The sequence below is a fragment of the Pseudomonas sp. BF-RE-22 genome (assembly GCF_019956155.1).
GTDB classification, from domain to species: domain Bacteria; phylum Pseudomonadota; class Gammaproteobacteria; order Pseudomonadales; family Pseudomonadaceae; genus Aquipseudomonas; species Aquipseudomonas migulae.
Map to the genome: position 1 here is coordinate 57,813 of NZ_JAHBDD010000001.1, position 25,496 is coordinate 83,308.

The window sequence follows — 25,496 nt, forward strand, 5'->3', positions numbered from 1 at the left end:
TCACTGCCATAAGGATGTAGCCGATGACACTCAGCATCGAACAGTCGCACAACCCGACACCGGAAGATCGCGAGGCGATCCTCGCACCGTTGCGGGCCTACAACGTCGCCCAAGCGGGGGACGGCAAAGCGCAACCGCTGGCCCTGCTGGTGCGCAATGACCAGGGCGAGATTCTCGGCGGGCTGTACGGCCGGTTTTTCTATCAATGGTTGTTTATCGAATTGCTGTCGGTGCCGGAACAGGGCCGGGGACAAGGCATCGGTTCCAGACTGATGCAGATGGCCGAAGACCTGGCGCGGGAGAAGGAATGCATCGGGATCTGGCTGGACACCTTCGACTTTCAGGCGCCGGAGTTCTACAAGAAGCTTGGGTTCAGCGAGTTGGGGCAGATCGTTGACTACCCGCCGGGGCACAAGCGCTTCTTTTTCCAGAAGCGCCTGATCAATAAAGCCGAACTCTCCCTGTAGGAGCATGGCTTGCCAGCGAAGGCGTCCGTGAAATCGCCTTCGCCGGCAAGCCGTGCTCCTACAAAGGTATTGCGGTGTTCAAAAGATCAGAGGCAGGTAGCCAGCGCCGCCAAACGGCGCTTGGCGACAAAGTCGTCATGCTGCGCGTAGTAACTCAACGCCGTCCCTGACGCATCGGTGGTCACGTCCACAAAGGACTCCGCCGAACGCGTGTAAACGGTAGACCCGCCCTTCTTGCCCGGCTGCAAATACGCGCCCGCATCGACGCCGAATACCGCCTCGTCCTGCCAGGCAAACTGCACGCACTGGGCGACGACTTTTTCCGGTTTGTCCGAAGTCAGGGTTTTGTACGGGGTGCCCGTGCGGGCATCGTTCATCACCGAACCGGCGCATCCCGCCAGCAACGTTGCGGCCAGCGCCACCATCAGAATTCGCATTGCGTGTGCTCATCAAGAAAAAGCGGACTGTATCACCGTGGGCCGGCGTATCGTTCTGCTTTACTTCATTTATACCGCGACACCGCGCAACGATTCGCGCACCCTGTCGCGCCAACCGCTGCATCGCCCCTGTTTTCGGGCTCATTTTTTCTGGAACGTCCATGACACCCAACGCCGAATTCTACAAACCGACCGCTGAATATGCCGACAAGCTGATCAGCCAGATCGGCCAGACGCCTTCCTGGATCGCCAAGCGAATCGGCGTCACCGACAAGCGGATCCGTTACATCCTCGACGGCGAACGCACCGTCAAGGGCGAAACCACGCCGATCCAGATGACCTACTGCGAGCAGTTTGCCCTCGAATGCCTGGCCGCAGCGGCCAAGGCCAGCAAGAAGCAGTCCGTGTAACCCATTCTCAAGGAGCGACCATGGCGGCAACCGAACAGCAACACGAGCAGGCGCTGCAGAAGTTTCTCGATGAGCGACCTGAACTGCGCCACGAACTCGACAACCTCAACCCGCTGCTGGCTCAGGCCAAGGGCGAAACCGCAGCGCAGTTTCGCGACGAGCGCTTGCATGAAGCGTTCGAAGCCGAGGCCGAACGCCTGGGGTTGTTTGCCTGGGAGCTGACCCTGCAACTGACCGCCGCGACACCGGAGGACTACGAAGCTCAACGCCTGAACGTACACCGGGAAGTGGCCGAGATGGCGGGGATGGACTGGCTGGAGTATTGCGAGTTATATGGTCTGATCCCATAACCGTCGCCGCACAAGGATCCCGCCACCGATGCTGCCTTCGTCCTCCACGACCCGCGCCAGTCCGGGGCATCTGCACACTCAGAAATGGCGCGGCCGCATCGGCCTGTCACTGGTGGCCGCACTCTCGGTACTCGCCGGCATGACCGACGCTATCGGCTTCATGGCCAGCGGCGATTTCGTCTCCTTCATGAGCGGCAACACCACCCGCCTCGCCGTGGCGATCAGCGACGGCGACATGGGCCTGACCCTGCGCCTGCTGCTGCTCGTGGCCACGTTCATCCTCGGCAACGCCTTGGGCATTGTCGTCAGCCGTGTCGGTGGGCGCCGCGCGCTGCCCTTGCTGTTGTGCATCGCCATGTTGCTGTGTGCGGCGGCGGCCTGGCCTTATGACGAACAATTGCCGGCGCTGCTGGCGGCGATCATCGCGATGGGCATGCTCAATGCCGCCGTCGAAGAAGTGAATGGACTGCCGGTGGGCCTGACTTACGTGACGGGCGCCCTGTCGCGCTTCGGTCGCGGCCTGGGACGCTGGATGCTCGGCGAGCGGCGCAATGGCTGGCGGGTGCAGCTGATCCCCTGGACCGGAATGTTTGCCGGCGCGGTGCTGGGGGCTGTGCTGGAGCATCATCTTGGACTCAGGGCGTTGTTTGTCAGCGGGTTGCTGGCGGGGGCGCTTGGCGTGCTGTCGTTGAGGATTCCACGGCGTTGGCAGTTGGGGTATATGCCGCGTTGAACTCGGGTGTACATCCGGAACCTTGAGGCTGCCTGGCAGGCCGCCATCGCCAGCAAGCCGGCTCCTACAAGGGGTATGCGGTGGGCCGCGGTCTTGCATAAGACACAGATCCTGTAGGAGCCGGCTTGCTGCGGGCGGCGATCCGACGATGGCGACAACTCGGTCCACGCCTTATCATGGCCGCAGTTTCGCTGATCGAGTCCGTCATGAAGTTCGCCATCGCGCTGTTTTCCGCCGCCCATGCGCCCTCCTCGCGCCGTGCCTTGTTGTTCGCCCAGGCTGCGCTGGCCGGCGGGCATGAGATTGTCCGGCTGTTTTTCTATCAGGATGGCGTCTACAACGCGTCCGCCAGCGTGGTCACGCCGCAGGATGAACTGGACCTGCCCAAGCAATGGCGCGCCTTTGTGGCCGAACATCAACTGGACGGTGTCGTCTGCATCGCCGCCGCCCTGCGTCGTGGCGTTTTGAACGACGAAGAAGCCCAGCGTTATCAGCGCGAAGCGGTCGCCGTCGGCGCGCCGTGGGAATTGTCCGGTCTCGGTCAGTTGCATGACGCGGTGCAGGACGCCGACCGACTGATCTGTTTCGGAGGTGCGTGACATGCCTAAATCCTTGCTGATTATCAGCCGTCAGGCGCCGTGGTCCGGGCCGAGCGCACGTGAAGCACTGGACATCGTGCTGGCCGGCGGTGCCTTCGACCTGCCGATCGGCCTGCTGTTTCTTGATGACGGGGTGTTCCAGCTCGCGCCGAAACAGGACGCCAAGGCCCTGCAACAAAAAGACTTGAGCGCCAACCTGCAAGCGTTGCCGATGTTCGGCGTCGAAGACCTGTTCGTCTGTGGCGACAGCGCCGCTGAACGCGGCCTGGCCCCGGACAGCTTGTCGCTGGCAGAAGCCCAGGTGCTGGCCGCCCGCGAAATCACCGCCCTTATTGACCGTTACGACCAGGTGATCACCCTCTGATGTCGACTTTGCATGTGTTGTCTCATTCCCCGTTCGGCGACGACCGCCTGAGCAGTTGCCTGCGCCTGATCGGCGCGAACGATGCGCTGCTGCTGACCGGTGACGCGGTGTATGCGTTGCAACCGGGCACCGCGCCCTTCAACGCACTGATTGCCGGTAACCCGACGCTGTTCGTGTTGGCCGAAGACGCCCAGGCTCGTGCGGTGGAGGTTCCGGATACGGCCAAGGCGATCGATTATCCCGCCTTCGTCGAACTGTCGATTCACTACGACAAGGTCAACAGCTGGTTATGAATGCACTGACGGTCGGCGCCCGCGCCATCGAGTTGGACAAGGACGGTTTCCTGGTTGAACTGAGCGACTGGTCCGCCGACGTGGCCAGCGCCCTCGCCGCTGCCGAAGACATCGAGTTGAGCCCCGAACACTGGGAAATCCTCGAATTGCTGCGCAGCTTCTACGCCGAATTCCAGCTGTCCCCGGCGACGCGTCCGCTGATCAAGTACACAGCATTGAAGCTCGGCCCGGAAAAAGGCAACAGCCTGCACCTGAACCGACTGTTCAAAGGCACCCCTGCCAAACTCGCCGCGAAACTGGCGGGCCTGCCCAAACCGACGAATTGCTTATGACCGATTATCCAGTGCTGACTCTAGAAACACCCGCCGAACACCCCTTCGCCCAATTCGTGCGGATCCTCGGCAAAGGCAAGCGTGGCGCCCGCGACCTGACCCGTGAGGAAGCCCGCGAAGCCATGGGCATGGTGCTCGACGATAAGGTCGAAGACACTCAGCTCGGTGCATTTCTGATGCTGCTGCGGCACAAGGAAGAAAGCGCCGAGGAAATGGCCGGCTTCACCGAAGCCCTGCGTGAGCGCTTGCAACCACCGGCCTTGAATGTCGATCTGGATTGGCCAACCTACGCCGGCAAGAAACGCCATCTGCCGTGGTATCTGCTGGCAGCCAAGTGCCTGGCGCAAAACGGCGTGCGGATTTTCATGCACGGCGGCGGCGCACATACGGCCGGGCGGCTGTACAGCGAGCAACTGCTGGATGAGCTGAAGATCCCGTTGTGCCGCAACTGGCAACAAGTCGGCTCGGCGCTCGATAACGGCGGCCTGGCGTTCATGCCGCTGGTGGATTGGGCCCCGCAACTGCAACGCATGATCGACCTGCGCAACACCTTGGGCCTGCGCTCGCCGATCCACTCCCTGACGCGCATTCTCAATCCGTTGAACGCCCGCTGCGGCCTGCAAAGCATTTTCCACCCTGGCTACCAGGCGGTGCATCGCGATGCCAGCGGCTTGCTCGGCGACACCGCGATCGTGGTCAAGGGCGATGGCGGCGAGATCGAGATCAACCCCGACACCGACAGCCACTTGTACGGCACCACCGGCGGCGAGAGCTGGGATGAGGAATGGCCGCAGTTGTCGGCACAACGCCATGTCAAACCCGCCTCTCTCGATCCCGAACATTTGAAAGCCGTATGGCGCGGTGACGTGGTCGACAGTTATCCGCAAATGGCGCTGATCTCGACCATGGCCCTCGCACTACGCGGCCTCGGCCAACCTCGCGAGATCGCCTTCGAAACAGCCCAGAAATATTGGGACGCACGGGACAGATCGATTTAACCGATCATAAGCGCCCAACCTTTGCGCTTTTTTATCGAACCTATCGGAATAGACTCTTCTCCAACGCTTATCGGTTGAGGAGTCTTGAACATGGGTTTGTTAGTCGAAGGTCGCTGGCATGACCAGTGGTACGAAAGCAGCAAGGACGGCGCGTTCCAGCGCGAACAGGCGCAGCGTCGAAACTGGCTGACGGCCGACGGCACGCCAGGCCCGACCGGTGTGGGTGGCTTTGCCGCCGAGGCGGGTCGTTATCACCTCTACGTATCGCTCGCCTGTCCGTGGGCGCATCGCACGCTGATCCTGCGCAAACTCAAAGGCCTTGAAAGCCTGATCGACGTGTCGGTGGTCAGTTGGCTGATGCTGGAAAACGGCTGGACCTTCGACAAGCACTTCGGCTCGACCGGCGACAAGCTCGATCACTTCAACTTCATGCACCAGCGCTATACCGCCGACACCGTCGACTACACGGGTCGCGTCACTGTGCCGGTGCTCTGGGACAAGCAGCAGAATCGCATCGTCAACAATGAATCGGCGGAGATCATCCGCATGTTCAACGGCGCACTCGATGACTTGACCGGCAATGACCTGGATTTCTATCCGGCGCCATTGCGCGGCGAGATCGATGCGTTGAATGAGCGGATTTATCCGGCGGTGAACAACGGCGTGTACCGCGCCGGGTTCGCGACATCGCAGACGGCTTATGAAGAGGCGTTTGACGGGTTGTTTGCGGAACTGGATCGACTGGAACAGCTGTTAGACGCCAATCGTTATCTGGTGGGCGAATACCTGACCGAAGCGGACATTCGCCTGTTTACCACGCTGATCCGCTTTGATGCGGTTTACCACGGGCACTTCAAGTGCAACCTGCGGCGGATTGCCGATTATCCGAACCTGTCGAACTGGCTGCGCGAGATTTATCAGTGGCCGGGTATTGCCGAGACGGTGGATTTTCAGCACATCAAGAACCACTACTATGGCAGCCACAAGACCATTAACCCGACCGGGGTTGTGCCGAAGGGGCCGGAGCAGGACTTTACCGTGGCGCATGATCGGGCGCGGTTGAGCGGGAAAGGGGTTTGGCGCAAGAACAGCGCCTGATTTGAACCTCGTATAAATTTGAGGGCCTCTTCGCGGGCAAGCCTCGCTCCTACAGGGATTTGTACGTTCCCTGTAGGAGCGAGGCTTGCCCGCGAAGAAGGCGACGCGGTCTCTAGACTTGCGCCTGAGCACCCTCAAACCACGCCAGTTTCTCGCGCAACTGCACCACTTCCCCAACAATCACCAGCGTCGGTGCATGCACTTCATGCTCCGCTACCAGCCGTGGAAGATCGGCCAAGGTGCCGGTAAACACCCGCTGATTCACCGTGGTGCCCTGCTGAATCAACGCCGCCGGCGTATCCGCTGCGCGACCATGCTTGATCAACTGCTCGCAAATGATCGGCAAGCCCACCAGCCCCATGTAGAACACCAGGGTTTGCGCCGGCGCAACCAGGTCACCCCACGGCAAATCGGTGGAGCCGTCCTTCAGGTGCCCGGTGACAAATCGCACCGACTGCGCGTAATCGCGGTGGGTCAGCGGAATCCCGGCGTACGCCGCGCAACCGCTGGCCGCCGTGATGCCCGGCACCACCTGGAACGGGATGCCATGGGCCGCCAGTTCTTCGATCTCTTCACCGCCACGGCCGAAGATGAACGGATCACCGCCCTTCAACCGCACGACGCGCTTGCCCTGTTTGGCCAGGTCCACCAGTTGCTGGTTGATCTGATCCTGCGGCACGGCGTGATCGGCGCGACGCTTGCCGACGTAGACCCGCTCGGCATCACGACGGCACAAATCGAGAATCGCCGGCGCCACCAACCGGTCATACAGCACCACATCGGCTTGCTGCATCAGGCGCAAGGCGCGGAAGGTCAACAGGTCTGGATCACCCGGCCCGGCACCGACCAGGTACACCTCACCCGTGGCAACCGGCGCTTCACCGCTGATTTTCGCCTGCATCATGCGCTCGGCTTCAGCGCCCTGCCCGGCCAGTTGCCGGTCGGCAATCGGGCCCTGGAACACATCTTCCCAGAACGCCCGACGCTGCTGTACATCCGGAAACAGGCCTTTGACCTGACTGCGAAAACGCGCAGCCAGACCGGCCAGTTGACCATAGGTGGAAGGAATCCAGGTTTCGATCTTGGCGCGGATCAACCGCGCCAGCACCGGCGCATCGCCGCCACTGGAAACCGCGATGATCAGTGGCGAACGGTCGACGATTGCCGGGAAGATCACGCTGCACAAGGCTGGCGCATCCACCACGTTGACCGGCACGCAACGCCAATGAGCATCAGCGGAGACTTGTGCATTCAGCGGTTCATCATCGGTGGCGGCAATGATCAGCCCGCAGCCGTCCAGATCCGCTTCGACGTAGCCGCGCAGCAGGCACTCGCCACCGCTGCCGGCAACGAGTTCGCGCAGTTGCGGTTCGATTTCAGGCGCAACCACCCGCAGCAGCGCACCGGCTTCGGCCAGCAGGCGGGATTTGCGCAAGGCAATTTCCCCCCCACCGACGACCAACACACGACTGCCGCGAAGGTTGTGAAACAGCGGCAGATAGTCCATTTAGCCGATGACCTCGAGGCCACCCATGTACGGTTTCAGCACGTCCGGCACACGGATCGAACCGTCGGCCTGCTGGTAGTTTTCCAGCACGGCAACGAGGGTACGACCGACCGCCAGACCGGAACCGTTCAGGGTGTGAACCAGTTCAGGCTTGCCGGTTTCCGGGTTGCGGAAACGCGCTTGCATGCGACGGGCCTGGAAATCGCCGCAGTTGGAGCACGACGAAATCTCGCGGTATTTGTCCTGGCTCGGGATCCACACTTCCAGGTCGTAGGTCTTGACGGCGCTGAAGCCCATGTCGCCGGTGCACAGCGCAAGGGTGCGATAAGGCAGTTCCAGCAATTGCAGGACTTTCTCGGCGTTGGCGGTCAGGCCTTCCAGCGCTTCCATCGAGGTCGATGGCTCAACGATCTGGACCATCTCGACCTTGTCGAACTGGTGCTGGCGAATCATGCCGCGGGTATCGCGACCCGACGCACCGGCTTCACTGCGGAAGCACGGCGTATGGGCGACGAACTTGATCGGCAGCAGTTTCGAATCGACGATTTCGCCGGCGACGATGTTGGTCAGCGACACTTCAGCGGTCGGGATCAAGTACAGATCGGCCTCGCCTTCGCGAGCGATCTTGAACAGGTCTTCTTCGAATTTCGGCAATTGACCGGTGCCTTGCAGCGCCGGCGCCTGGACCAGATAAGGCGTGTAGGCCTCTTCGTAACCGTGCTCGCTGGTGTGCAGGTTGATCATGAACTGCGCCAGGGCGCGGTGCAGACGGGCGATCGGGCCACGCAGCAAGGCGAAACGCGCGCCGGACAGCTTGGCGGCGGTTTCGAAGTCCAGCCAGCCGAATTTCTCGCCTAGGGCGACGTGGTCCTGGACCGGGAAATCGAACGCGGTCGGGGTGCCCCAGCGGCGCACTTCAACGTTGCCGTCTTCGTCATCGCCGATTGGCACGGATTCGTGCGGCAGGTTCGGGATGCCGAGCAGGATCGAATCCAGATCTGTCTGAATCCCGTCCAGCTCGACTTTGCCGGCGCTCAATTCGTTGGCCATGCGCTCGACGTCCGCCATCAACGGCGCGATGTCTTCGCCGCGCTGCTTGGCCTGACCGATGGATTTGGAGCGCGCATTACGTTCAGCCTGCAGTGCTTCGGTGCGGGTCTGGACGGTCTTGCGCTGTTCTTCCAGCGCTTCGATGCGCGCAACATCCAGCGTGTAGCCACGGGATGCCAGGCGGTCCGCTACGTCCTGAAGGTTGCTACGTAACAGTTTGGAATCGAGCATGTCGGTCTCTCGTTATCAAAGTTTGGTCAAGGACAGGCCGGCCCAGGTGGCGAGCAGCCCGCCGAATACGCTGATGGCAGCATAGCCCAGGGCCAGTGGCACCTGCCCGCTTTCCAGCAGGCGCACCGTATCCAGTGAAAAGGATGAAAAAGTCGTCAGCCCCCCGAGGAAGCCGACAATCAGCCCGGCGCGCACTTCGAAAGGCACCTCCGGGCGAATCAAAAACAGACCGTATAGAACGCCGATCAGCAAACAGCCGACGATATTAACGGCCAGCGTCGCGGTATAGAAGTGCCGTGGCCAATTAGCATTGACCCAGTTGCCGGTGGCGAAGCGCAACAGCGTGCCAGCGACCCCGCCGACGGAAACCGCAACAATCAATGGAAGCACTATTTTCTCCGCTGCCGGGGGCTTAAACGGTCAAGTTGCGCGAGGTGATTGAGCTTCTCGCCGATCTTCAGCTCCAGGCCTCGCGGCACTGGCTGATAGAACGGTTGCGGCTCAAGCTCTTCGGGGAAGTAGTCTTCGCCGGCGGCGTAGGCATCCGGTTCATCGTGGGCATAACGGTACTCGTCGCCGTAACCGAGTTGCTTCATCAGCTTGGTCGGGGCGTTGCGCAGGTGCAACGGCACTTCCAGCGAACCGTGTTCGGTGGCGCTGCGCATCGCGGCTTTGAAACCCATGTACACCGCATTGCTTTTCGGCGCGCAGGCCAGATAGGTGATGGCCTGGGCCACCGCCAACTCGCCTTCCGGGCTGCCGAGGCGTTCCTGCACTTCCCACGCGGCCAGGCACAGGCTCAAGGCGCGGGGGTCGGCGTTGCCGATGTCTTCGCTGGCCATGCGCACCACGCGCCGGGCGAGGTACAGCGGATCGCAACCGCCATCGATCATCCGTGCAAACCAGTACAACGCGCCGTCCGGATTGGAGCCGCGCACCGATTTATGCAGCGCGGAAATCTGGTCGTAAAACGCTTCGCCGCCCTTGTCGAATCGGCGACGGGTATCGCCCAAAAGACTTTGCAGCAGATCGACGCCGATTTCGCTGTTGTCTTCGGCAAGGTCCGAGGCGTTTTCCAGCAGGTTGAGCAAGCGCCGACCATCGCCATCGGCGGCGGACAGCAGCATCTGAAAGCCTTCATCGCTGAGGCTCAGTTGCCGTTTGCCCAGGCCACGCTCTTCGGTGAGCGCACGATGCACCAGTTTGCGCAGCGCCGCTTCGTCGAGGCTTTTGAGCACGTAGACGCGCGCCCGGGAGAGCAAGGCGTTATTGAGTTCGAACGAGGGGTTTTCCGTGGTCGCGCCGATGAAAATCAGCGTGCCATCTTCGACGTAGGGCAGGAAGGCGTCCTGCTGCGACTTGTTGAAGCGGTGCACTTCGTCGACGAACAGGATGGTGCGTTTGCCGTATTGACCGGCCTGTTGCTTGGCGATTTCCACCGCCTGGCGGATTTCCTTCACGCCGGCCAATACAGCCGAGACCGTTTCGAAGTGCGCATCCGAGACTTCCGCCAGCAACCGCGCCAGGGTGGTTTTGCCCACGCCCGGCGGGCCCCAGAAAATCATCGAATGCAGCGCACCCTGCTCCAGCGCTTCGCGCAAAGGCTTGCCGCGAGCGAGCACGTGTTCCTGACCGACGTACTCGTCCAGATTGGCCGCACGCAAACGGGCGGCCAAGGGCTGAGCTATCGGGGCGCTGCGAAACAGGTCCATCACTGCCTATAAAACCTCACTATGAACACCGCAATACCTGTAGGAGCCGGCTTGCTGGCGATGGCTGTTTATCATTCAACATTGATGTTGACTGACCCACCATCGCCAGCAAGCCGGCTCCTACAAGGGGCTGCGGTTTATTCCTGGATGATGTCTGCGCCTTTAGGGATGTCGAACTTGAACTTCGACGCCGGGATCGGCTCGTTGGCCTTCACGCCGGTAAACAGGATGTTGGTACGCTGGCCGACGCTGTCGATCAGTTGCATGTCATTGACCAGGCCATTGCGGAACGACAGGCGCAGGCTGTCGAACAGGGTGTCCTTGGATTTCGGCTTCAGGGTGAAGTCAATCACCCCGCCGGCTTCCTTGGCGCTGATGGCGAAGCTCTGGCTGATCTTGGACACATCACCGGACAGCAACAATGCCGGCGTCTGGCTCAGACGCAGGTCGAGGGTCTTGATGGTGGCCTGTTCCAGGTCCGGGTCCCACAGGGTCACTTTCTTGCCGTCGGAAACCACGACTTGCTCGGCCGGCGCATCGGTGTGCCAGTAAAACAGGCCCGGGCGCTGCAGCGACATTTCACCGGCCGTTTCCTGCAACTGGGTGCCGCTGCCATCAAGGGTCAGTTGCGAGAAGCGTGCGGTCAGGGTCTGGGATTTTTCCAGGAGTTGGGTCAGACGTGCCACGTCCTTGTCATCGGCGTGGACCGAGAGCGTGGTCAAAGCCAGAACCGGCAGCAACAGCATGCGGATAAGACGCATGGGAGTCCTCATAACATTCGTGGGAGTTCGGACGGTGCGTCACCACACCATCCTTGCAAATCAAATCAGTCGCGCACCGGGCCAGGCGCCAGGACTTCACGCGAACCGTTGGTGTTCATGGACGTCACGACCCCGGCCATTTCCATGGCTTCGATCATGCGTGCGGCGCGGTTGTAGCCGATCTTCAGCTTGCGCTGAACCGCAGAGATGGACGCGCGACGGCTTTCCAGCACGAACTGCACCGCTTCGTCGTACAGCGCATCGGTTTCAGCATCGTCATCACCGCCGCCACCGCCATTCTCAAAGCCGCTACCGGCCTCTTCGACACCGGCGAGGATGTCATCGTTGTATTCCGGCGCACCGCGCAGTTTCCAGGCTTCCACCACCCGGTGTACCTCGTCATCGGACACGAACGCGCCATGCACACGAATCGGCAGGCTGGTGCCCGGCGGCATGTAGAGCATGTCACCGTGGCCCAGCAGCTGCTCGGCACCACCCTGGTCGATGATGGTCCGCGAGTCGATCTTGCTCGACACCTGGAACGCCATGCGCGTCGGGATGTTCGCCTTGATCAGACCGGTGATCACGTCAACCGACGGACGCTGGGTCGCGAGGATCAAGTGGATACCGGCGGCACGGGCCTTCTGGGCGATACGGGCGATCAGCTCTTCAACCTTTTTGCCGACGATCATCATCATGTCGGCGAATTCGTCGACCACCACGACAATGGTCGGCAGCTTGGTCAGCAGCGGCGCTTCGTCGTGAATGCTCTCGCGCTTGTACAGCGGATCGGTCAGCGGCGTTCCGGCGTCCTGGGCTTCCTTGACCTTGGCGTTGAAGCCGGACAGGTTTCGCACGCCCATCTTCGCCATCAGTTTGTAGCGACGCTCCATCTCCGCCACGCTCCAGCGCAGGGCGTTGGCCGCGTCCTTCATGTCGGTCACGACCGGGCACAGCAGGTGCGGAATGCCTTCGTAGATCGACAACTCAAGCATTTTCGGGTCGATCATGATCAGCTTGGCGTCTTCCGGGCCGGACTTGAACAGGATCGACAGAATCATCGCGTTCACACCCACCGACTTACCGGAACCGGTCGTACCGGCCACCAGCAAGTGCGGCATTTTGGCGAGGTCGGTGATGACCGGCTTGCCGCCGATGTCATGACCCAGGGCCAGGGTGACCGGGGATTTGAAGTTGTCGTACTCAGGCGTCGAGAGCACTTCGGAGAAGCGCACGATCTGCCGGTCTTCGTTGGGAATCTCGATACCGACGGTGGTCTTGCCCGGAATCACTTCCACCACCCGCACGCTGGTCACGGCCAGGGAACGCGCCAGGTCTTTCGCCAGGTTGGCGATACGGCTGACCTTGACCCCGGCGGCAGGCTGGATTTCGTAACGGGTAATCACCGGGCCCGGGTGGATCGAATCCACCGAGACTTCGACGCCGAATTCCTTGAGCTTGATTTCCAGCAAGTGGCCGACGGCTGCCAGCGACTCCGGGGAATAATTGAGTTGTTTCTTTTCTGCGGGATCGAGAATCGAGATCGGCGGCAAGGTGCCTTCGACGGCGCTGTCGACGAACAGCGGCGCCTGTTTCTCTTTTTCCACGCGCTGGCTTGGCGCGGCGGGTTTCGGCGGCGCGGGGGCAATCACCGGCGGGACCTGCTTCTCGCGGTCCGACATGTGTTTGCTCAGGGCTTGCTCGCGCTCGATCAGGCGTTCCTTGACCTTGGCTTGCTCGCGCTTGTCGGTAACGGTCGGTGCGACCACCTCATGCACGCGATCATCGACTTCACGCAACTGCGCAACCAGCTGCTTGCGCTCGACACGGGCGGCCCACCAGCGGTTGGCCGCGCCCTGGAACACTTCGAACAGGTCGAGGGTGATCTTGCCGGTAACGTCCATCACCTTGAACCACGACAGGTCGGTGAACACCGTCAGGCCGAACAGGAACAACGCGATGAACAGCAAGGTGCTGCCCTGGATATTCAGCGCATTGCGGGCCAGGTCGCCAAGGCTTTCGCCCAACGCGCCGCCCGCGCCGGCCGGCAAACCGGTCGGTGCATGGAAATGGATGTGGGCCAGGGCCGCGCCCGACAGCACCAGGAACACCAGGCCGATCAGGCGCCAGGAAAACAGCCAGCCGCTCCACTGCCACGGCTCGTGGCGTTGACGGAAGATCTGGTAGGTCTTGACCGCCAGCAACAGCGGGAAAATGTAGGCGAAGTAACCCAGCACCATGAACAGGATGTCGGCACTGTAGGAGCCGACCGGTCCGCCAAAGTTCTGAACATCGTCGATCTTGCTGTTATGGCTCCAGCCCGGATCGTCCTTGCCGTAAGTCAACAAGGCCATCATCAGGAACAGGCACAGGCCGCCGATGGCGATCAATGCACCTTCCTTGAGCCGGTAGTGCAAATGCTGGCGCCAGAGCGGAACGACGGCTGTTTTAGGTGCTGCGGTGGATTTCTTCAAAACGCTTCTTTTCCTGCGCCTATGGCGCGTCCATCTGTTGAATGACTATAAAAAACTGCCCAATCCAGGCAGGTAAAAAAGTTAACCGGCGCAACTGGGACTACTTTTAACACTGCACTCCGGTTTTTATAAACACGGTGCGCACTGAATATTCAAGTGACCGGCACGCATTGTACGGGTTTGTACGTACGATGCCATGCTGGCAGGCCATGGATCAGCATAGCTAACGGCGCACCGATTGCGATTCAATTTGAGCACGCATTCTCTTTCGTGACAAAGGCTTATGAGGTGTTTTATGAGCGAATCCAAGCATTGCCGCCTGATCATTCTGGGTTCCGGCCCTGCCGGTTACAGTGCAGCGGTTTATGCCGCCCGCGCCAACCTCAAACCTGTGGTCATTACCGGCATACAGGCAGGTGGCCAGCTCACCACCACCGTCGAAGTCGACAACTGGCCCGGTGACGTCGAAGGCCTGACCGGCCCGGTACTGATGGAACGCATGCAAAAACACGCCGAGCGCTTTGACACAGAGATCGTTTACGACCACATCCACACAGCCAAGTTGCAACAGCGCCCGTTCGAACTTATCGGCGACGGCGGCACTTATACGTGCGACGCACTGATTATTGCCACCGGCGCTTCGGCGCAGTATCTGGGTCTGCCCTCGGAAGAGGCCTTCGCCGGCAGAGGGGTTTCGGCCTGCGCAACGTGCGACGGCTTCTTCTACCGCAATCAGGTGGTCGCCGTAGTCGGCGGCGGCAATACCGCTGTTGAAGAAGCGTTGTATTTGTCCAACATCGCCAAGGAAGTCCACTTGATCCACCGACGCGACAAGTTGCGCTCGGAGAAAATCCTTCAGGACAAACTCTTCGAAAAGGCCGCCAACGGTAATATCCGTTTGCACTGGAACCAGAATCTCGATGAAGTGCTGGGCGACGCCAGCGGCGTGACCGGCGCCCGCCTGCGCGAAAGCCACAGCGGCGAAACCAGCGAGCTGTCGGTGGCCGGCGTGTTCATCGCCATTGGCCACAAGCCCAATACCGGACTATTCGAAGGCCAGCTGAAAATGCGTGACGGTTATCTGCTGATCAGAGGCGGCAGCGAAGGCGATGCCACCGCCACCGAGATCCCCGGCGTGTTCGCCGCCGGTGATGTGGCCGACCATGTTTATCGCCAGGCCGTCACTTCCGCCGGCGCCGGCTGCATGGCCGCACTCGACGCCGAGAAATACCTCGACGACATTCCGGCCGTTTGACGGCAAACTTCACGGTGGGCCCAACCGCCCACCACTGCCCTCCCCTTCTGTAAGCCCGGATGCCATGCTGACTTGGTTACAACGCAACACCCTGACCTTCCCGCCGCTGGAAAAAGCCATGCGCGATCCCAACGGATTGCTGGCTGCGGGCGGCGATCTGTCCGCCGATCGTCTGATTCAGGCCTATCGCCATGGCTGCTTTCCGTGGTTTTCGGAAGGCCAGCCGATTCTCTGGTGGTCGCCGGATCCGCGTACCGTGCTGTTTCCCGACGAACTGCATGTCTCGCGCAGCCTCAGCAAGCTGCTGCGTCAGCAACGCTATCAAGTGACCTTTGATCAGGATTTTGCTGCGGTCATTCGCGCGTGCGCTGCACCGCGCGAATATGCCGACGGGACCTGGATCACCGAAGCGATGCAGAACGCCTACCTGGCGCTGCACCAGCGGGGCTACGCGCATTCGGTGGAGGTCTGGGATCAGGGGGAACTGGTCGGCGGGCTCTATGGCCTGGCGATGGGGCAGTTGTTTTTCGGCGAATCCATGTTCAGCCGCGCCGACAACGCCTCCAAATTCGGCTTTGCCACCCTGGTCAAACATCTGAAAGACTCGGGTTTCGTGCTGATCGACTGCCAGATGCCCACCGATCATTTGCACAGCCTGGGCGCCCGCGCCATTCCTCGTCGCGAGTTTGCCCGCTATCTTGCGCAGCATCTGGACCAACCCAGCCGTGCCACCTGGGTTTGCTGAGCGACTTTCGCGCGCGTGGCTTACACTTAATTCAAAGCTTATACCGAGGGTTGATCATGACCGAGTTGGCGCGTTTGAAGTTTTATGCCACTCAGCCCCACTCTTGCAGTTATCTGCCCGAGGAGCAGGCCACAACGCTGTTCCTCGACCCTAGCCAGCCCATGGATGTGCATGTCTATGCAGACCTGTCTGAAATGGGTTTTCGTCGCAGCGGCGATCATCTTTATCGGCCACATTGCCAGAATTGCAATGCGTGCGTGCCTGCGCGCATTCCAGTGGCGCAATTTTCGCCGAATCGTCAGCAGAAACGCATTTTCAAGCGCAATGCCGACGTGCAGGTGCGCCCGACCAAGCCGAAGTTCAGCGAAGAGTACTTCGACCTGTATCAGCGCTACATCGAACAGCGCCATGCCGATGGCGACATGTACCCGCCGAGTCGTGACCAGTTCTCGACCTTCCTGGTGCGTGACCTGCCATTTTCGCGTTTCTACGAATTTCGCCTGGAGGGCCAGCTGTTGGCGGTGGCGGTCACTGACTTGCTGCCGAACGGTCTGTCGGCGGTCTACACCTTCTACGAACCCTCTGAAGAACGCCGCAGCCTGGGGCGCTATGCGATTCTCTGGCAAATCGCCGAGGCCCAGCGCCTGGGGCTTGAAGCGGTCTACCTCGGATACTGGATCAAGAACTGCAAAAAAATGAGCTACAAGACCCAATATCGCCCGATCGAACTGTTGATTAATCAGCGCTGGGTCATCCTGAACTAGAACCCCTTGGCTTAAACCCCATTTTTCGGGCACAATGCACGCCGCTTTTGCCTGGCGCAGTTGCACCGGGCCATTCATTGGACACCGAGGGCTTTACTGCATGTCGAAAGAAGACAGCTTCGAAATGGAAGGCACTGTCGTCGACACCCTGCCCAACACCATGTTTCGCGTGGAGTTGGAAAATGGGCACGTCGTAACCGCGCATATCTCCGGCAAGATGCGCAAGAACTACATTCGTATTCTTACCGGTGACAAAGTGCGCGTCGAGCTGACGCCCTATGACTTGAGCAAAGGGCGCATCACTTACCGCGCTCGCTAATCAAGTCAATACAAGACGCCCGGCTTTTGCCGGGCGTTTTTGTTTGTCTGCGATTTGGTTTGGCTTGGTTTGGCTTGGTTTGGTTTGGTTTGGTTTGGTTTGGTTTGGTGTGTATATCCATTTTTTTGGTGATGACTGATATTGGTTCCGCTTTTACAGCGGGTCACTTGGAGAAGCGCCAAGTAACCAAGCGCTTTTGCCCCTTTCGTTCGGTGCCTCGCTAAGGCTCGCCATACCCTCGCTCCGGTCCTGCTCCGTGGGCACGCCGCCATCGGCCATCCATGGCCGGGTTGCCCACTGCGCAGAACCTCCACTCGGCCTCTCGAGGGGGCGACCACCGCCACAGCCGCCGAGGCGGCCTGAAAGCCGACCTGGCTCTGCAGTTGTCCGCGTTGTCCTTCACTGCTGCGCTCACTCATTCCGAACATGTACACCAATCCCCTGTAGGAGCCGGCTTGCTGGCGATGGCGTCCTTTCAGGCGATACATGCGTCGACTGACCCACCGCTATCGTCGGAACGCCGCCCGCAGCAAGCCGGCTCCTACACGGTGATTGGGTTCACACGATTCAAAATGGTAGGAGCTGGCTTGCCAGCGATGGACGTCAACGATAACGCGGGCTGTCTGAATGAACGCGTTGTCCAAACGCTTTTCGCCGGCAAGCCGGCTCCTACAAGGGATTGGGTTCACACGACTCAAAATTGTAGGAGCCAGCTTGCTGGCGATGGACGTCAACGATAACGCGGGCTGTCTGAATGAACGCGTCGCCCAAACGCTTTTCGCCGGCAAGCCGGCTCCTACAAGGGATTGGGTTCACACGATTCAAAATTGTAGGAGCTGGCTTGCCAGCGATGGACGTCAACGATAACGCGGGGTGTCTGAATGAACGCGTTGTCCAGACGATTTTCGCCGGCAAGCCGGCTCCTACAGGGAATCGCGTTTGCTTTTGATTTTCACCACTCATCAGGCCGAGCGTTAGCTCGCCTTCAGCTTTTGATCTGAGCGCCCCCTCGAGAGGCCGAGCGCAGGTTCTGCGTAGTGGGCAACCCGGCATGGATGCCGGGTTAGCCGCCCCCGGCCATGGATGGCCGATGGCGGCGGGCCCACGGAGCAGGACCGGAGTGAGGGCATGGCGAGCATTAGCGAGCCACCGAACGAAAGGGGCAAGAGCGCTTGGTTACTTGGCGCTTCTCCAAGTGACTCGCCGTAAGGGCGAAACCAATAGCCGCCATTACCGAAGAAACGGATCTGCCCCCCCAAACCAAGCAGACAACAAAAAAGGCGCCCGAAGGCGCCTTTCGCTTTACAACAGATCAACAACCGTCAGGCCATTTCAGCCGTGGTTTCAAACTCGAAGGTCAGCTCGCCGTCCTTCAGATCGATATGCACCACGCCACCATGGTCAGCCAGCTCGCCAAAGAGAATCTCTTCCGCCAGCGGACGCTTGATCTTGTCCTGGATCAAACGCGCCATCGGCCGAGCGCCCATTGCCGAGTCGTAGCCACCTGCCGCCAGCCAGCTGCGCGCCGCGTCGGTCACTTCCAGCTGCACGCGCTTGTCTTCCAGCTGCGCCTGAAGCTCGGTAAGGAACTTGTCCACCACGCTTTTGATGACCTCATGACTGAGGCGACCAAACTGGATAATGGTGTCCAGACGGTTGCGGAACTCCGGCGTGAAGCTCTTCTTGATCACTTCCATCGCATCGGACGAGTGGTCCTGATGGGTGAAACCGATCGAAGCACGCGCGGCGGTTTCGGCACCGGCGTTGGTCGTCATGATGACGATCACGTTACGGAAGTCCGCCTTGCGCCCGTTGTTATCGGTCAGCGTACCGTGGTCCATGACCTGCAACAGCAAGTTGAAGACTTCCGGATGCGCCTTCTCGATTTCATCGAGCAACAGCACGCAGTGAGGCTGCTTGGTGATAGCTTCGGTCAGCAGACCGCCCTGATCAAACCCCACGTAGCCAGGAGGCGCACCGATCAGACGCGATACGGTGTGGCGCTCCATGTACTCGGACATGTCGAAACGAACCAGCTCGATACCCAACGCCTTGGCCAACTGACGCGCCGCTTCGGTTTTACCGACACCGGTCGGGCCTGCGAACAGGAACGAACCGACAGGCTTGTCAGGCGACTTGAGGCCGGCACGGGACAGTTTGATCGCAGTCGACAGCGAGTCGATTGCGGCATCCTGACCAAACACCGTCAGCTTCAGGTCACGCTCAAGGTTACGCAGCAGCTCTTTGTCGGAGCTGGTGACGTGTTTTGGCGGAATCCGCGCGATTTTCGCGACGATGTCCTCGACCTGAGGCACTTCGATGCGTTTCACGCGTTTCTCGATCGGCTGCAGACGCTGGTAGGCGCCCGCCTCGTCGATCACGTCGATGGCCTTGTCCGGCATGTGCCGGTCATTGATGTAACGCGAGGCCAGTTCGGCAGCGGCGCGCAGGGCTTCATCACTGTATTCGATATTGTGATGGAGCTCGAAACGCCCTTTCAGGCCGCGCAGGATGCCGATGGTGTCTTCCACCGACGGTTCCGACACATCGACTTTCTGGAAGCGTCGTGCCAGGGCACGGTCCTTCTCGAAGATGCCGCGGAATTCCTGGAAGGTGGTCGAACCGATGCAACGGATGTCACCGGACGACAGCAGCGGCTTGAGCAGGTTCGAGGCATCCATGACGCCACCGGACGCGGCACCCGCACCGATGATGGTGTGGATTTCGTCGATGAACAGGATCGCCTGCGGACGTTTTTTCAGTTCATTGAGCAACGCCTTGAAGCGCTTCTCGAAATCGCCGCGGTATTTGGTCCCGGCCAGCAAGGCGCCCAAGTCGAGGGAATACACCACGCTGTTGGCCAGCAGGTCCGGCACCTGGTTGTCGACAATACGCTTGGCCAGGCCTTCGGCAATCGCGGTTTTACCCACGCCCGCCTCGCCCACCAGCAGCGGGTTGTTTTTGCGTCGACGCGCGAGGATCTGCGCGACGCGCTCGACTTCGAGCTCACGACCTACCAGCGGATCGATTCGACCCTGGCGCGCGAGTTCGTTGAGGTTACTGGCATAAGCATCCAGAGGATTGCCTGAAGAAGAAGACTCACCGCCCTCGTCGTCCTGCATATCTTGCTCACCTTCAGAGTGATCGCCATGCCCCGGCACTTTGGAAATGCCGTGTGCGATGTAGTTGACGACATCAATGCGTGCAACGCTCTGCTGTTTCAGCAGGAACACTGCCTGACTTTCTTGCTCACTGAAGATCGCAACCAGCACGTTGGCGCCAGTCACTTCGCGTTTGCCCGAGCTCTGTACGTGGAAAACAGCACGCTGCAGAACACGCTGGAAGCCCAGGGTAGGTTGGGTCTCGCGATCCTCATCATGAATAGGGATCAACGGCGTGGTGGAGTCGATGAACTCCTGCAGATCATGCTTGAGTTTGTCGAGGTTGGCGCCGCAGGCACGCAAAACGGTGGCGGCAGCCTCATTGTCCAATAAGGCCAGCAGAAGATGTTCGACGGTCATGAATTCATGACGCTTCGAACGGGCCTCCTTGAAGGCAAGATTGAGGGTGACTTCGAGCTCGCGGTTTAACATAGCTTCACCTCATACCCAAGTGGTCGGCGATTAACCGTCCTTCTCGATTTCACAGAGTAGCGGATGCTGGCTTTCCCTGGCGTACTGGTTGACCTGCATGGCCTTGGTCTCGGCAATGTCGCGGGTAAACACTCCACATACTGCCCGTCCTTCTGTGTGGACGGCCAGCATGACCTTGGTCGCCAGCTCGCGATTCAGGTTAAAAAACACCTCGAGCACTTCGACGACGAAATCCATCGGTGTGTAGTCATCATTAAACAAAACCACCTTGTACATCGGCGGCGCCTGTAAAGCAGGCTTGGCCTCCTGAACAGCAATGCCTGCGGAATCGTCGTCGTGTAAATCAGGGCGATCCTGATTGAATGTTAGTCGAATCTGGCTGATTGCATGCATGGAAAGAAAGGTTCGTCAGTTGTGCGAATACAGTAGTGGGGACGGTTATGAACGATTTCAATACCGACTGCCGGGTCACCTTGACTATCGGCAAAACGGTGTTACAACCAATAGAGCCCACAGTGGGTAAAAAAGGTCCGCGGAGTCAATCTTATTTACAGGATTCGACTGCGGATGTACTGGATGATACTCCAGTGATGGAGTCTGTTGCAGAGGGATATGAGCATGGCTGTCGGTAAGGTGAAATGGTTCAACAATGCCAAAGGGTTCGGTTTCATCAATACCGACACCAGTGAAGGTCGCCACGAGGATGGTTGCCTTATTGATTTCTTCGCCCATTATTCCGCCATTGAAATGGACGGGTACAAAACCCTCAAGGCCGGGCAACTCGTGAAATTCGAGATCGTCCAGGGCCCTAAAGGCCTGCACGCCGTGAAGATTACGGCGGCGCCTGCCTCTAACGAACTACCCACACCCGCCCCCCACAAAGAAACAGTGTCGAACTGACGCAAGCCGTCACCCAGTCATAAAAAAACCGCCCGAAGGCGGTTTTTTTGTGCCGATTCGCTTACATGTGCGAAATCAGTGCATCGCCAAACCCGGAAGACGACACCAGCTTCGCGCCGTCCATCAGACGTTCGAAGTCATAGGTCACGGTCTTCGCGGAAATCGCGCCGTTGGTGCCTTTGATGATCAGGTCGGCCGCTTCGGTCCAGCCCAGGTGACGCAACATCATCTCGGCGGACAGGATCAGCGAGCCCGGGTTGACCTGGTCCTTGCCGGCGTACTTCGGCGCAGTACCGTGGGTCGCTTCGAACATGGCGATGGTGTCGGACAGGTTGGCACCCGGCGCGATACCGATACCGCCCACTTCCGCCGCCAGGGCGTCGGAGAGGTAGTCGCCGTTCAGGTTCAGGGTCGCGATCACATCGTATTCGGCCGGGCGCAGCAGGATCTGCTGGAGCATGGCGTCGGCGATGGCGTCCTTGACGATGACGTTCTTGCCGGTTTTCGGGTTCTTGAACTGCATCCACGGACCGCCATCGAGCAGGGTCGCGCCGAACTCTTCAGCCGCCACTTCGTAGGCCCATTCCTTGAAGGCACCTTCGGTGAACTTCATGATGTTGCCTTTGTGCACGATGGTCAGCGAGTCGCGGTCGTTGTCGACCACGTACTGCAGGGCCTTGCGCGCCAGACGCTTGGTGCCTTGCAGGGACACCGGCTTGACGCCGATACCGCAGTTTTCGTCGAAACGGATCTTGGTGACGCCCATTTCTTCTTTGAGGAACTTGATGACCTTGGTCGCTTCCGGCGAACCGGCCTTCCACTCGATACCGGCATAAATGTCTTCCGAGTTTTCACGGAAGATGGTCATGTCGACGTCGCCTGGCTTCTTGACCGGGCTAGGCACGCCTTCGAACCAGCGCACCGGGCGCAGGCAAACGTACAGGTCGAGTTGCTGACGCAGGGCCACGTTCAGGGAACGAATGCCGCCGCCGACCGGCGTGGTCAGAGGGCCCTTGATGGAAACCACGTAATCCTTGACTGCGTCCAGGGTTTCCTGAGGCAGCCAGGTGTCCTGATCGTAAACCTGAGTCGCTTTCTCCCCGGCGTAGACTTCCATCCAGGAAATTTTGCGCTCGCCGCCGTAAGCCTTCTTAACAGCAGCATCGACAACCTTGATCATGACCGGGCTGATATCAACGCCAATACCATCGCCTTCGATGAAGGGGATGATCGGGTTGTTAGGAACATTGAGAGAATGGTCCGCGTTGACGGTGATTTTGTCGCCGACTGCTGGAACCTGAATCTTCTTGTATCCCATGCTGAACTCCATTGTTTGGATTGAACATCTGGCTTCGTCCGAGCGTACCCCAGTTAAATCGGCGCGCAAACCCTATGTTCTGCCCATCGACTGCAAAGCTGCGCAGTTCGTGTTCTACAAGCCTGAAAGCAAAGGGAAAAGCGCCAAACTCAAGCACGGCCAACGACTCTACGCCCTGCACTCCCCTGCGACCTTTAGACCAATGGACGACAATCGTTACGTATGAACCATCGGCAGATTGCCAGCTACCTATGTATAATGCCGCCCGCTGACCACAGAGTCACGACGGCCGACCTCTCTAGCACGAGACTTTGGACCCGAAAAAGCAGGACTGTTACCGCAGTCCACCCGCTTGACGCTCGACTGATGCACCCAACATCACCGCGCACAAATCTCGACATTCGGCTCATGGATGACTTTGAACGAACGCGCTTACCCGGCGCCCCTCGAGTTTCTGCGCACGCTTTAGCAAAGAAGAGAGAGTTAATCCGAATATGCCCACCCGCTCGAAGATCATCTATACCTTCACCGACGAAGCCCCAGCCCTCGCCACCTATTCACTGTTGCCTATCGTAGAAGCGTTCACCGCTTCGGCTGATATCGCCGTTGAAACCCGCGATATCTCTCTTGCAGGGCGCATCCTGGCCAGCTTCCCCGAGCAATTGGGTGACAAAGCCGTAGCCGACCACCTCGCCGAACTGGGCGACCTGGCCGTTACGCCAGAAGCCAACATCATCAAGCTGCCGAACATCAGTGCTTCGGTTCCGCAACTGCAGGCCGCGATCAAAGAGCTGCAAGCCCAGGGCTTCGCACTGCCGGACTACCCGGAAACCGTGACCAGCGACGCCGACAAAGAAGCCAAGTCGCGCTACGACAAGATCAAGGGCAGCGCCGTGAACCCGGTTCTGCGCGAAGGCAACTCCGATCGTCGTGCCCCGCTGTCGGTCAAGAACTACGCTCGCAAGCACCCGCACAAAATGGGCGCCTGGGCTGCGGACTCCAAGTCCCACGTCGCGCACATGAGCACCGGCGATTTCTACGGCAGCGAAAAAGCCGCCCTGATCGACGCCGCTGACGCCGTCAAAATCGAACTGATCGCTCAAGACGGCACCACCACCGTCCTGAAAGAAAAGACCACCGTGCAAGCCGGTGAGATCCTCGATTGCGCGGTCATGAGCAAAAACGCTCTGCGCAGCTTCATCGCTGCCGAGATCGAAGACGCCAAAGCCAAGGGCGTGCTGCTGTCGGTTCACCTGAAAGCCACCATGATGAAGGTCTCCGACCCGATCATGTTCGGCCAGATCGTTGCCGAGTTCTATAAAGACGCACTGGCCAAGCACGCTGACGTGCTGGCACAGATCGGCTTCAACCTGAACAACGGCATCGGCGACCTGTACGCTCGCATCAAGGCTTTGCCTGCCGAGCAACAAGCGCAGATCGAAGCGGACATCCAGGCGGTCTACGCCGTTCGTCCGTCGTTGGCCATGGTCAACTCCGACAAAGGCATCACCAACCTGCACGTGCCGAGCGACGTGATCGTCGACGCCTCGATGCCGGCGATGATCCGTGACTCCGGCAAAATGTGGGGCACTGACGGTCAGCTGCACGACACCAAGGCTGTGATCCCGGATCGCTGCTACGCCACCATCTACCAGGCCGTTATCGAAGACTGCAAGCTGCACGGCGCTTTCGATCCGACCACCATGGGCAGCGTGCCAAACGTTGGCCTGATGGCGAAAAAAGCCGAAGAGTACGGCTCGCACGACAAGACTTTCCAGATCAAGACCAACGGCGTTGTCCGCGTGACGGACAGCAAAGGCGCCTTGTTGCTGGAGCAGTCGGTTGAAGCCGGCGACATCTTCCGCATGTGCCAGACCAAAGACGCGCCGATCCAGGACTGGGTCAAACTGGCCGTCAACCGTGCTCGCGCAAGCAGCACCCCAGCGATTTTCTGGCTGGACCCAATGCGCGCTCACGACGGCGTAGTGATCGAGAAAGTTCAGGCTTACCTGAAGGATCACGACACCTCCGGCCTGGACATCCGCATCATGTCGCCAGTCGACGCGATGGCCTTCACCCTGGGCCGCACCCGCGAAGGCAAGGACACCATCTCGGTGACCGGCAACGTACTGCGCGACTACCTGACCGACCTGTTCCCGATCATGGAACTGGGCACCAGCGCCAAGATGCTGTCGATCGTTCCGCTGATGAACGGCGGCGGTCTGTTCGAAACCGGCGCCGGCGGTTCGGCACCGAAGCACGTTCAGCAGCTGCTGGAAGAGAACTTCCTGCGCTGGGATTCCCTGGGCGAGTTCCTCGCTCTGGCCGCTTCCCTTGAGCACCTGGGCGTTACTTACAACAACCCTAAGGCGCTGGTTCTGGCCAAGACCCTGGACCAGGCCACCGGCCAGTTCCTGGACAACAACAAGTCGCCATCGCGCAAAGTCGGCAACATCGACAACCGCGGCAGCCACTTCTACCTGGCGCTGTACTGGGCTCAGGCCCTGGCCGCCCAGACTGAAGACGCTGCACTGCAAGCGCAGTTCGGCGAACTGGCAAAAACCCTGACCGAGAACGAGGCGACCATCGTTGCCGAGCTCAACGCCGTTCAGGGCAAGCCAGTGGACATCGGCGGTTACTACCACGCCAATGCCGAGCTGATCAGCAAGGCCATGCGCCCGAGCAACACTTTCAACGCCGCGATCGCTGCGCTGGTTTAAGGTTGTAAGGATGCAAAGAAGCCCCGGCCCAGTGCCGGGGTTTCTGTTTGTGGTTTCTACAATCTA

General features: G+C 59.9%; 27 protein-coding genes. 17 read left to right on the forward strand and 10 right to left on the reverse strand.

Annotated features, from left to right (window positions below):
- The first annotated feature begins 23 nt into the window (after nt 1-23).
- Complete coding sequence (locus tag KGA82_RS00290) at nt 24-467, forward strand: GNAT family N-acetyltransferase (RefSeq protein WP_223416595.1); 444 nt, start codon at nt 24-26, stop codon at nt 465-467.
- An 86-nt stretch (nt 468-553) separates the two neighbouring features.
- On the opposite strand, the gene KGA82_RS00295 is transcribed toward KGA82_RS00290, so the two are convergent.
- The gene (locus tag KGA82_RS00295) at nt 554-904 is read right to left on the reverse strand and encodes a hypothetical protein (RefSeq protein ID WP_008029480.1); all 351 of its coding nucleotides are present in this window, start codon (nt 902-904) and stop codon (nt 554-556) included.
- 161 nt (nt 905-1,065) lie between these two features.
- On the opposite strand from KGA82_RS00295, the gene KGA82_RS00300 reads away from it, so the two are divergent.
- The 9 genes from KGA82_RS00300 to KGA82_RS00340 all read left to right on the forward strand — a co-directional run bounded on the left by KGA82_RS00300 (nt 1,066) and on the right by KGA82_RS00340 (nt 6,081).
- The gene (locus KGA82_RS00300) at nt 1,066-1,314 is read left to right on the forward strand and encodes a hypothetical protein (RefSeq protein WP_008045271.1); all 249 of its coding nucleotides are present in this window, start codon (nt 1,066-1,068) and stop codon (nt 1,312-1,314) included.
- Nucleotides 1,315-1,334: 20 nt separating this feature from the next.
- Entirely contained in the window at nt 1,335-1,664 is a 330-nt protein-coding gene (locus KGA82_RS00305; protein ID WP_008029485.1) for a DUF6388 family protein, read from the forward strand.
- Nucleotides 1,665-1,692: 28 nt separating this feature from the next.
- Nucleotides 1,693-2,397 carry a YoaK family protein gene (locus KGA82_RS00310; protein ID WP_008029486.1) on the forward strand — a complete coding sequence of 235 codons (705 nt, stop codon included), beginning with the start codon at nt 1,693-1,695 and terminating at the stop codon, nt 2,395-2,397.
- Between the two features lie 206 nt (nt 2,398-2,603).
- The gene (gene tusD, locus KGA82_RS00315) at nt 2,604-2,996 is read left to right on the forward strand and encodes a sulfurtransferase complex subunit TusD (RefSeq protein WP_223416604.1); all 393 of its coding nucleotides are present in this window, start codon (nt 2,604-2,606) and stop codon (nt 2,994-2,996) included.
- A 1-nt stretch (nt 2,997) separates the two neighbouring features.
- A complete protein-coding gene (tusC, locus tag KGA82_RS00320) occupies nt 2,998-3,360 on the forward strand; it encodes a sulfurtransferase complex subunit TusC (RefSeq protein WP_207286701.1) in 363 nt (120 codons plus the stop codon).
- The gene (tusB, locus tag KGA82_RS00325) at nt 3,360-3,653 is read left to right on the forward strand and encodes a sulfurtransferase complex subunit TusB (RefSeq protein WP_207286702.1); all 294 of its coding nucleotides are present in this window, start codon (nt 3,360-3,362) and stop codon (nt 3,651-3,653) included. The genes tusC and tusB overlap by 1 nt, the downstream gene beginning before the upstream one ends.
- Entirely contained in the window at nt 3,650-3,985 is a 336-nt protein-coding gene (locus KGA82_RS00330) for a TusE/DsrC/DsvC family sulfur relay protein (RefSeq protein WP_008043792.1), read from the forward strand. The genes tusB and KGA82_RS00330 overlap by 4 nt, the downstream gene beginning before the upstream one ends.
- On the forward strand, nt 3,982-4,983 hold the full coding sequence (locus tag KGA82_RS00335) for a glycosyl transferase family protein (protein WP_207286703.1): 1,002 nt from the start codon (nt 3,982-3,984) through the stop codon (nt 4,981-4,983). The genes KGA82_RS00330 and KGA82_RS00335 overlap by 4 nt, the downstream gene beginning before the upstream one ends.
- A 90-nt stretch (nt 4,984-5,073) precedes the next feature.
- Nucleotides 5,074-6,081, forward strand: coding sequence for a glutathione S-transferase family protein (locus tag KGA82_RS00340; RefSeq protein WP_223449303.1), 1,008 nt, complete (start codon nt 5,074-5,076; stop codon nt 6,079-6,081).
- A gap of 112 nt (nt 6,082-6,193) precedes the next feature.
- Here the strand turns inward: KGA82_RS00340 and cysG are convergent, their stop codons facing one another.
- From cysG to KGA82_RS00370, 6 genes are all read right to left on the reverse strand, one after another.
- Nucleotides 6,194-7,588, reverse strand: a complete 1,395-nt coding sequence (gene cysG / locus KGA82_RS00345) for a siroheme synthase CysG (protein WP_223449306.1) — start codon at nt 7,586-7,588, stop codon at nt 6,194-6,196.
- Nucleotides 7,589-8,869 (reverse strand): serine--tRNA ligase, encoded by a 1,281-nt coding sequence (serS, locus tag KGA82_RS00350; protein WP_008043810.1) that lies wholly within the window; start codon nt 8,867-8,869, stop codon nt 7,589-7,591.
- A gap of 15 nt (nt 8,870-8,884) precedes the next feature.
- Nucleotides 8,885-9,259 carry a fluoride efflux transporter CrcB gene (gene crcB / locus KGA82_RS00355; protein ID WP_008029503.1) on the reverse strand — a complete coding sequence of 125 codons (375 nt, stop codon included), beginning with the start codon at nt 9,257-9,259 and terminating at the stop codon, nt 8,885-8,887.
- Nucleotides 9,259-10,581, reverse strand: coding sequence for a replication-associated recombination protein A (locus KGA82_RS00360; RefSeq protein WP_223449308.1), 1,323 nt, complete (start codon nt 10,579-10,581; stop codon nt 9,259-9,261). The genes crcB and KGA82_RS00360 overlap by 1 nt, the downstream gene beginning before the upstream one ends.
- Before the next feature lie 137 nt (nt 10,582-10,718).
- A complete protein-coding gene (lolA, locus tag KGA82_RS00365) occupies nt 10,719-11,342 on the reverse strand; it encodes an outer membrane lipoprotein chaperone LolA (RefSeq protein ID WP_223449310.1) in 624 nt (207 codons plus the stop codon).
- 65 nt (nt 11,343-11,407) lie between these two features.
- Entirely contained in the window at nt 11,408-13,816 is a 2,409-nt protein-coding gene (locus KGA82_RS00370; protein ID WP_223449312.1) for a DNA translocase FtsK, read from the reverse strand.
- 295 nt (nt 13,817-14,111) lie between these two features.
- On the opposite strand from KGA82_RS00370, the gene trxB reads away from it, so the two are divergent.
- The 4 genes from trxB to infA all read left to right on the forward strand — a co-directional run bounded on the left by trxB (nt 14,112) and on the right by infA (nt 16,899).
- Nucleotides 14,112-15,071 carry a thioredoxin-disulfide reductase gene (gene trxB / locus KGA82_RS00375; protein WP_008029514.1) on the forward strand — a complete coding sequence of 320 codons (960 nt, stop codon included), beginning with the start codon at nt 14,112-14,114 and terminating at the stop codon, nt 15,069-15,071.
- A 64-nt stretch (nt 15,072-15,135) separates the two neighbouring features.
- Entirely contained in the window at nt 15,136-15,816 is a 681-nt protein-coding gene (gene aat, locus KGA82_RS00380) for a leucyl/phenylalanyl-tRNA--protein transferase (protein WP_008043823.1), read from the forward strand.
- Nucleotides 15,817-15,872: 56 nt separating this feature from the next.
- Nucleotides 15,873-16,580, forward strand: coding sequence for an arginyltransferase (locus KGA82_RS00385; RefSeq protein WP_008029519.1), 708 nt, complete (start codon nt 15,873-15,875; stop codon nt 16,578-16,580).
- Between the two features lie 100 nt (nt 16,581-16,680).
- A complete protein-coding gene (infA, locus tag KGA82_RS00390; RefSeq protein ID WP_002553999.1) occupies nt 16,681-16,899 on the forward strand; it encodes a translation initiation factor IF-1 in 219 nt (72 codons plus the stop codon).
- Between the two features lie 1,322 nt (nt 16,900-18,221).
- Here infA and clpA read toward each other — a convergent pair.
- Together clpA and clpS are read right to left on the reverse strand one after the other, a co-directional pair.
- Entirely contained in the window at nt 18,222-20,492 is a 2,271-nt protein-coding gene (clpA, locus tag KGA82_RS00395; protein ID WP_008033994.1) for an ATP-dependent Clp protease ATP-binding subunit ClpA, read from the reverse strand.
- 30 nt (nt 20,493-20,522) lie between these two features.
- Nucleotides 20,523-20,885, reverse strand: coding sequence for an ATP-dependent Clp protease adapter ClpS (clpS, locus tag KGA82_RS00400; RefSeq protein ID WP_015094394.1), 363 nt, complete (start codon nt 20,883-20,885; stop codon nt 20,523-20,525).
- A 225-nt stretch (nt 20,886-21,110) separates the two neighbouring features.
- On the opposite strand from clpS, the gene KGA82_RS00405 reads away from it, so the two are divergent.
- The gene (locus KGA82_RS00405) at nt 21,111-21,392 is read left to right on the forward strand and encodes a cold shock domain-containing protein (RefSeq protein WP_223449314.1); all 282 of its coding nucleotides are present in this window, start codon (nt 21,111-21,113) and stop codon (nt 21,390-21,392) included.
- A 61-nt stretch (nt 21,393-21,453) separates the two neighbouring features.
- Here KGA82_RS00405 and icd read toward each other — a convergent pair whose 3' ends face one another.
- Nucleotides 21,454-22,710, reverse strand: a complete 1,257-nt coding sequence (icd, locus tag KGA82_RS00410; protein ID WP_008033986.1) for an NADP-dependent isocitrate dehydrogenase — start codon at nt 22,708-22,710, stop codon at nt 21,454-21,456.
- On the opposite strand from icd, the gene KGA82_RS00415 reads away from it, so the two are divergent.
- Nucleotides 22,709-22,936 carry a hypothetical protein gene (locus KGA82_RS00415; RefSeq protein WP_032829130.1) on the forward strand — a complete coding sequence of 76 codons (228 nt, stop codon included), beginning with the start codon at nt 22,709-22,711 and terminating at the stop codon, nt 22,934-22,936. The genes icd and KGA82_RS00415 overlap by 2 nt on opposite strands.
- 268 nt (nt 22,937-23,204) lie before the next feature.
- The gene (locus KGA82_RS00420; RefSeq protein WP_192227333.1) at nt 23,205-25,430 is read left to right on the forward strand and encodes an NADP-dependent isocitrate dehydrogenase; all 2,226 of its coding nucleotides are present in this window, start codon (nt 23,205-23,207) and stop codon (nt 25,428-25,430) included.
- The last annotated feature ends 66 nt before the right edge of the window (nt 25,431-25,496 follow it).

Bases quoted from the DNA above. Each gene is read 5' to 3' on its own strand.
- KGA82_RS00360 (WP_223449308.1), bottom strand. From the start codon at position 10,581: ATGGACCTGTTTCGCAGCGCCCCGATAGCTCAGCCCTTGGCCGCCCGT.
- KGA82_RS00290 (WP_223416595.1), top strand. From the start codon at position 24: ATGACACTCAGCATCGAACAGTCGCACAACCCGACACCGGAAGATCGC.
- clpS (WP_015094394.1), bottom strand. From the start codon at position 20,885: ATGCATGCAATCAGCCAGATTCGACTAACATTCAATCAGGATCGCCCT.
- aat (WP_008043823.1), top strand. From the start codon at position 15,136: ATGCTGACTTGGTTACAACGCAACACCCTGACCTTCCCGCCGCTGGAA.
- KGA82_RS00340 (WP_223449303.1), top strand. From the start codon at position 5,074: ATGGGTTTGTTAGTCGAAGGTCGCTGGCATGACCAGTGGTACGAAAGC.
- KGA82_RS00305 (WP_008029485.1), top strand. From the start codon at position 1,335: ATGGCGGCAACCGAACAGCAACACGAGCAGGCGCTGCAGAAGTTTCTC.
- clpA (WP_008033994.1), bottom strand. From the start codon at position 20,492: ATGTTAAACCGCGAGCTCGAAGTCACCCTCAATCTTGCCTTCAAGGAG.
- serS (WP_008043810.1), bottom strand. From the start codon at position 8,869: ATGCTCGATTCCAAACTGTTACGTAGCAACCTTCAGGACGTAGCGGAC.
- KGA82_RS00335 (WP_207286703.1), top strand. From the start codon at position 3,982: ATGACCGATTATCCAGTGCTGACTCTAGAAACACCCGCCGAACACCCC.
- KGA82_RS00330 (WP_008043792.1), top strand. From the start codon at position 3,650: ATGAATGCACTGACGGTCGGCGCCCGCGCCATCGAGTTGGACAAGGAC.
- trxB (WP_008029514.1), top strand. From the start codon at position 14,112: ATGAGCGAATCCAAGCATTGCCGCCTGATCATTCTGGGTTCCGGCCCT.
- KGA82_RS00415 (WP_032829130.1), top strand. From the start codon at position 22,709: ATGCTGAACTCCATTGTTTGGATTGAACATCTGGCTTCGTCCGAGCGT.
- cysG (WP_223449306.1), bottom strand. From the start codon at position 7,588: ATGGACTATCTGCCGCTGTTTCACAACCTTCGCGGCAGTCGTGTGTTG.
- infA (WP_002553999.1), top strand. From the start codon at position 16,681: ATGTCGAAAGAAGACAGCTTCGAAATGGAAGGCACTGTCGTCGACACC.
- KGA82_RS00295 (WP_008029480.1), bottom strand. From the start codon at position 904: ATGCGAATTCTGATGGTGGCGCTGGCCGCAACGTTGCTGGCGGGATGC.
- KGA82_RS00310 (WP_008029486.1), top strand. From the start codon at position 1,693: ATGCTGCCTTCGTCCTCCACGACCCGCGCCAGTCCGGGGCATCTGCAC.
- KGA82_RS00420 (WP_192227333.1), top strand. From the start codon at position 23,205: ATGCCCACCCGCTCGAAGATCATCTATACCTTCACCGACGAAGCCCCA.
- KGA82_RS00405 (WP_223449314.1), top strand. From the start codon at position 21,111: ATGGCTGTCGGTAAGGTGAAATGGTTCAACAATGCCAAAGGGTTCGGT.
- tusD (WP_223416604.1), top strand. From the start codon at position 2,604: ATGAAGTTCGCCATCGCGCTGTTTTCCGCCGCCCATGCGCCCTCCTCG.
- tusC (WP_207286701.1), top strand. From the start codon at position 2,998: ATGCCTAAATCCTTGCTGATTATCAGCCGTCAGGCGCCGTGGTCCGGG.
- icd (WP_008033986.1), bottom strand. From the start codon at position 22,710: ATGGGATACAAGAAGATTCAGGTTCCAGCAGTCGGCGACAAAATCACC.
- KGA82_RS00385 (WP_008029519.1), top strand. From the start codon at position 15,873: ATGACCGAGTTGGCGCGTTTGAAGTTTTATGCCACTCAGCCCCACTCT.
- tusB (WP_207286702.1), top strand. From the start codon at position 3,360: ATGTCGACTTTGCATGTGTTGTCTCATTCCCCGTTCGGCGACGACCGC.
- lolA (WP_223449310.1), bottom strand. From the start codon at position 11,342: ATGCGTCTTATCCGCATGCTGTTGCTGCCGGTTCTGGCTTTGACCACG.
- KGA82_RS00300 (WP_008045271.1), top strand. From the start codon at position 1,066: ATGACACCCAACGCCGAATTCTACAAACCGACCGCTGAATATGCCGAC.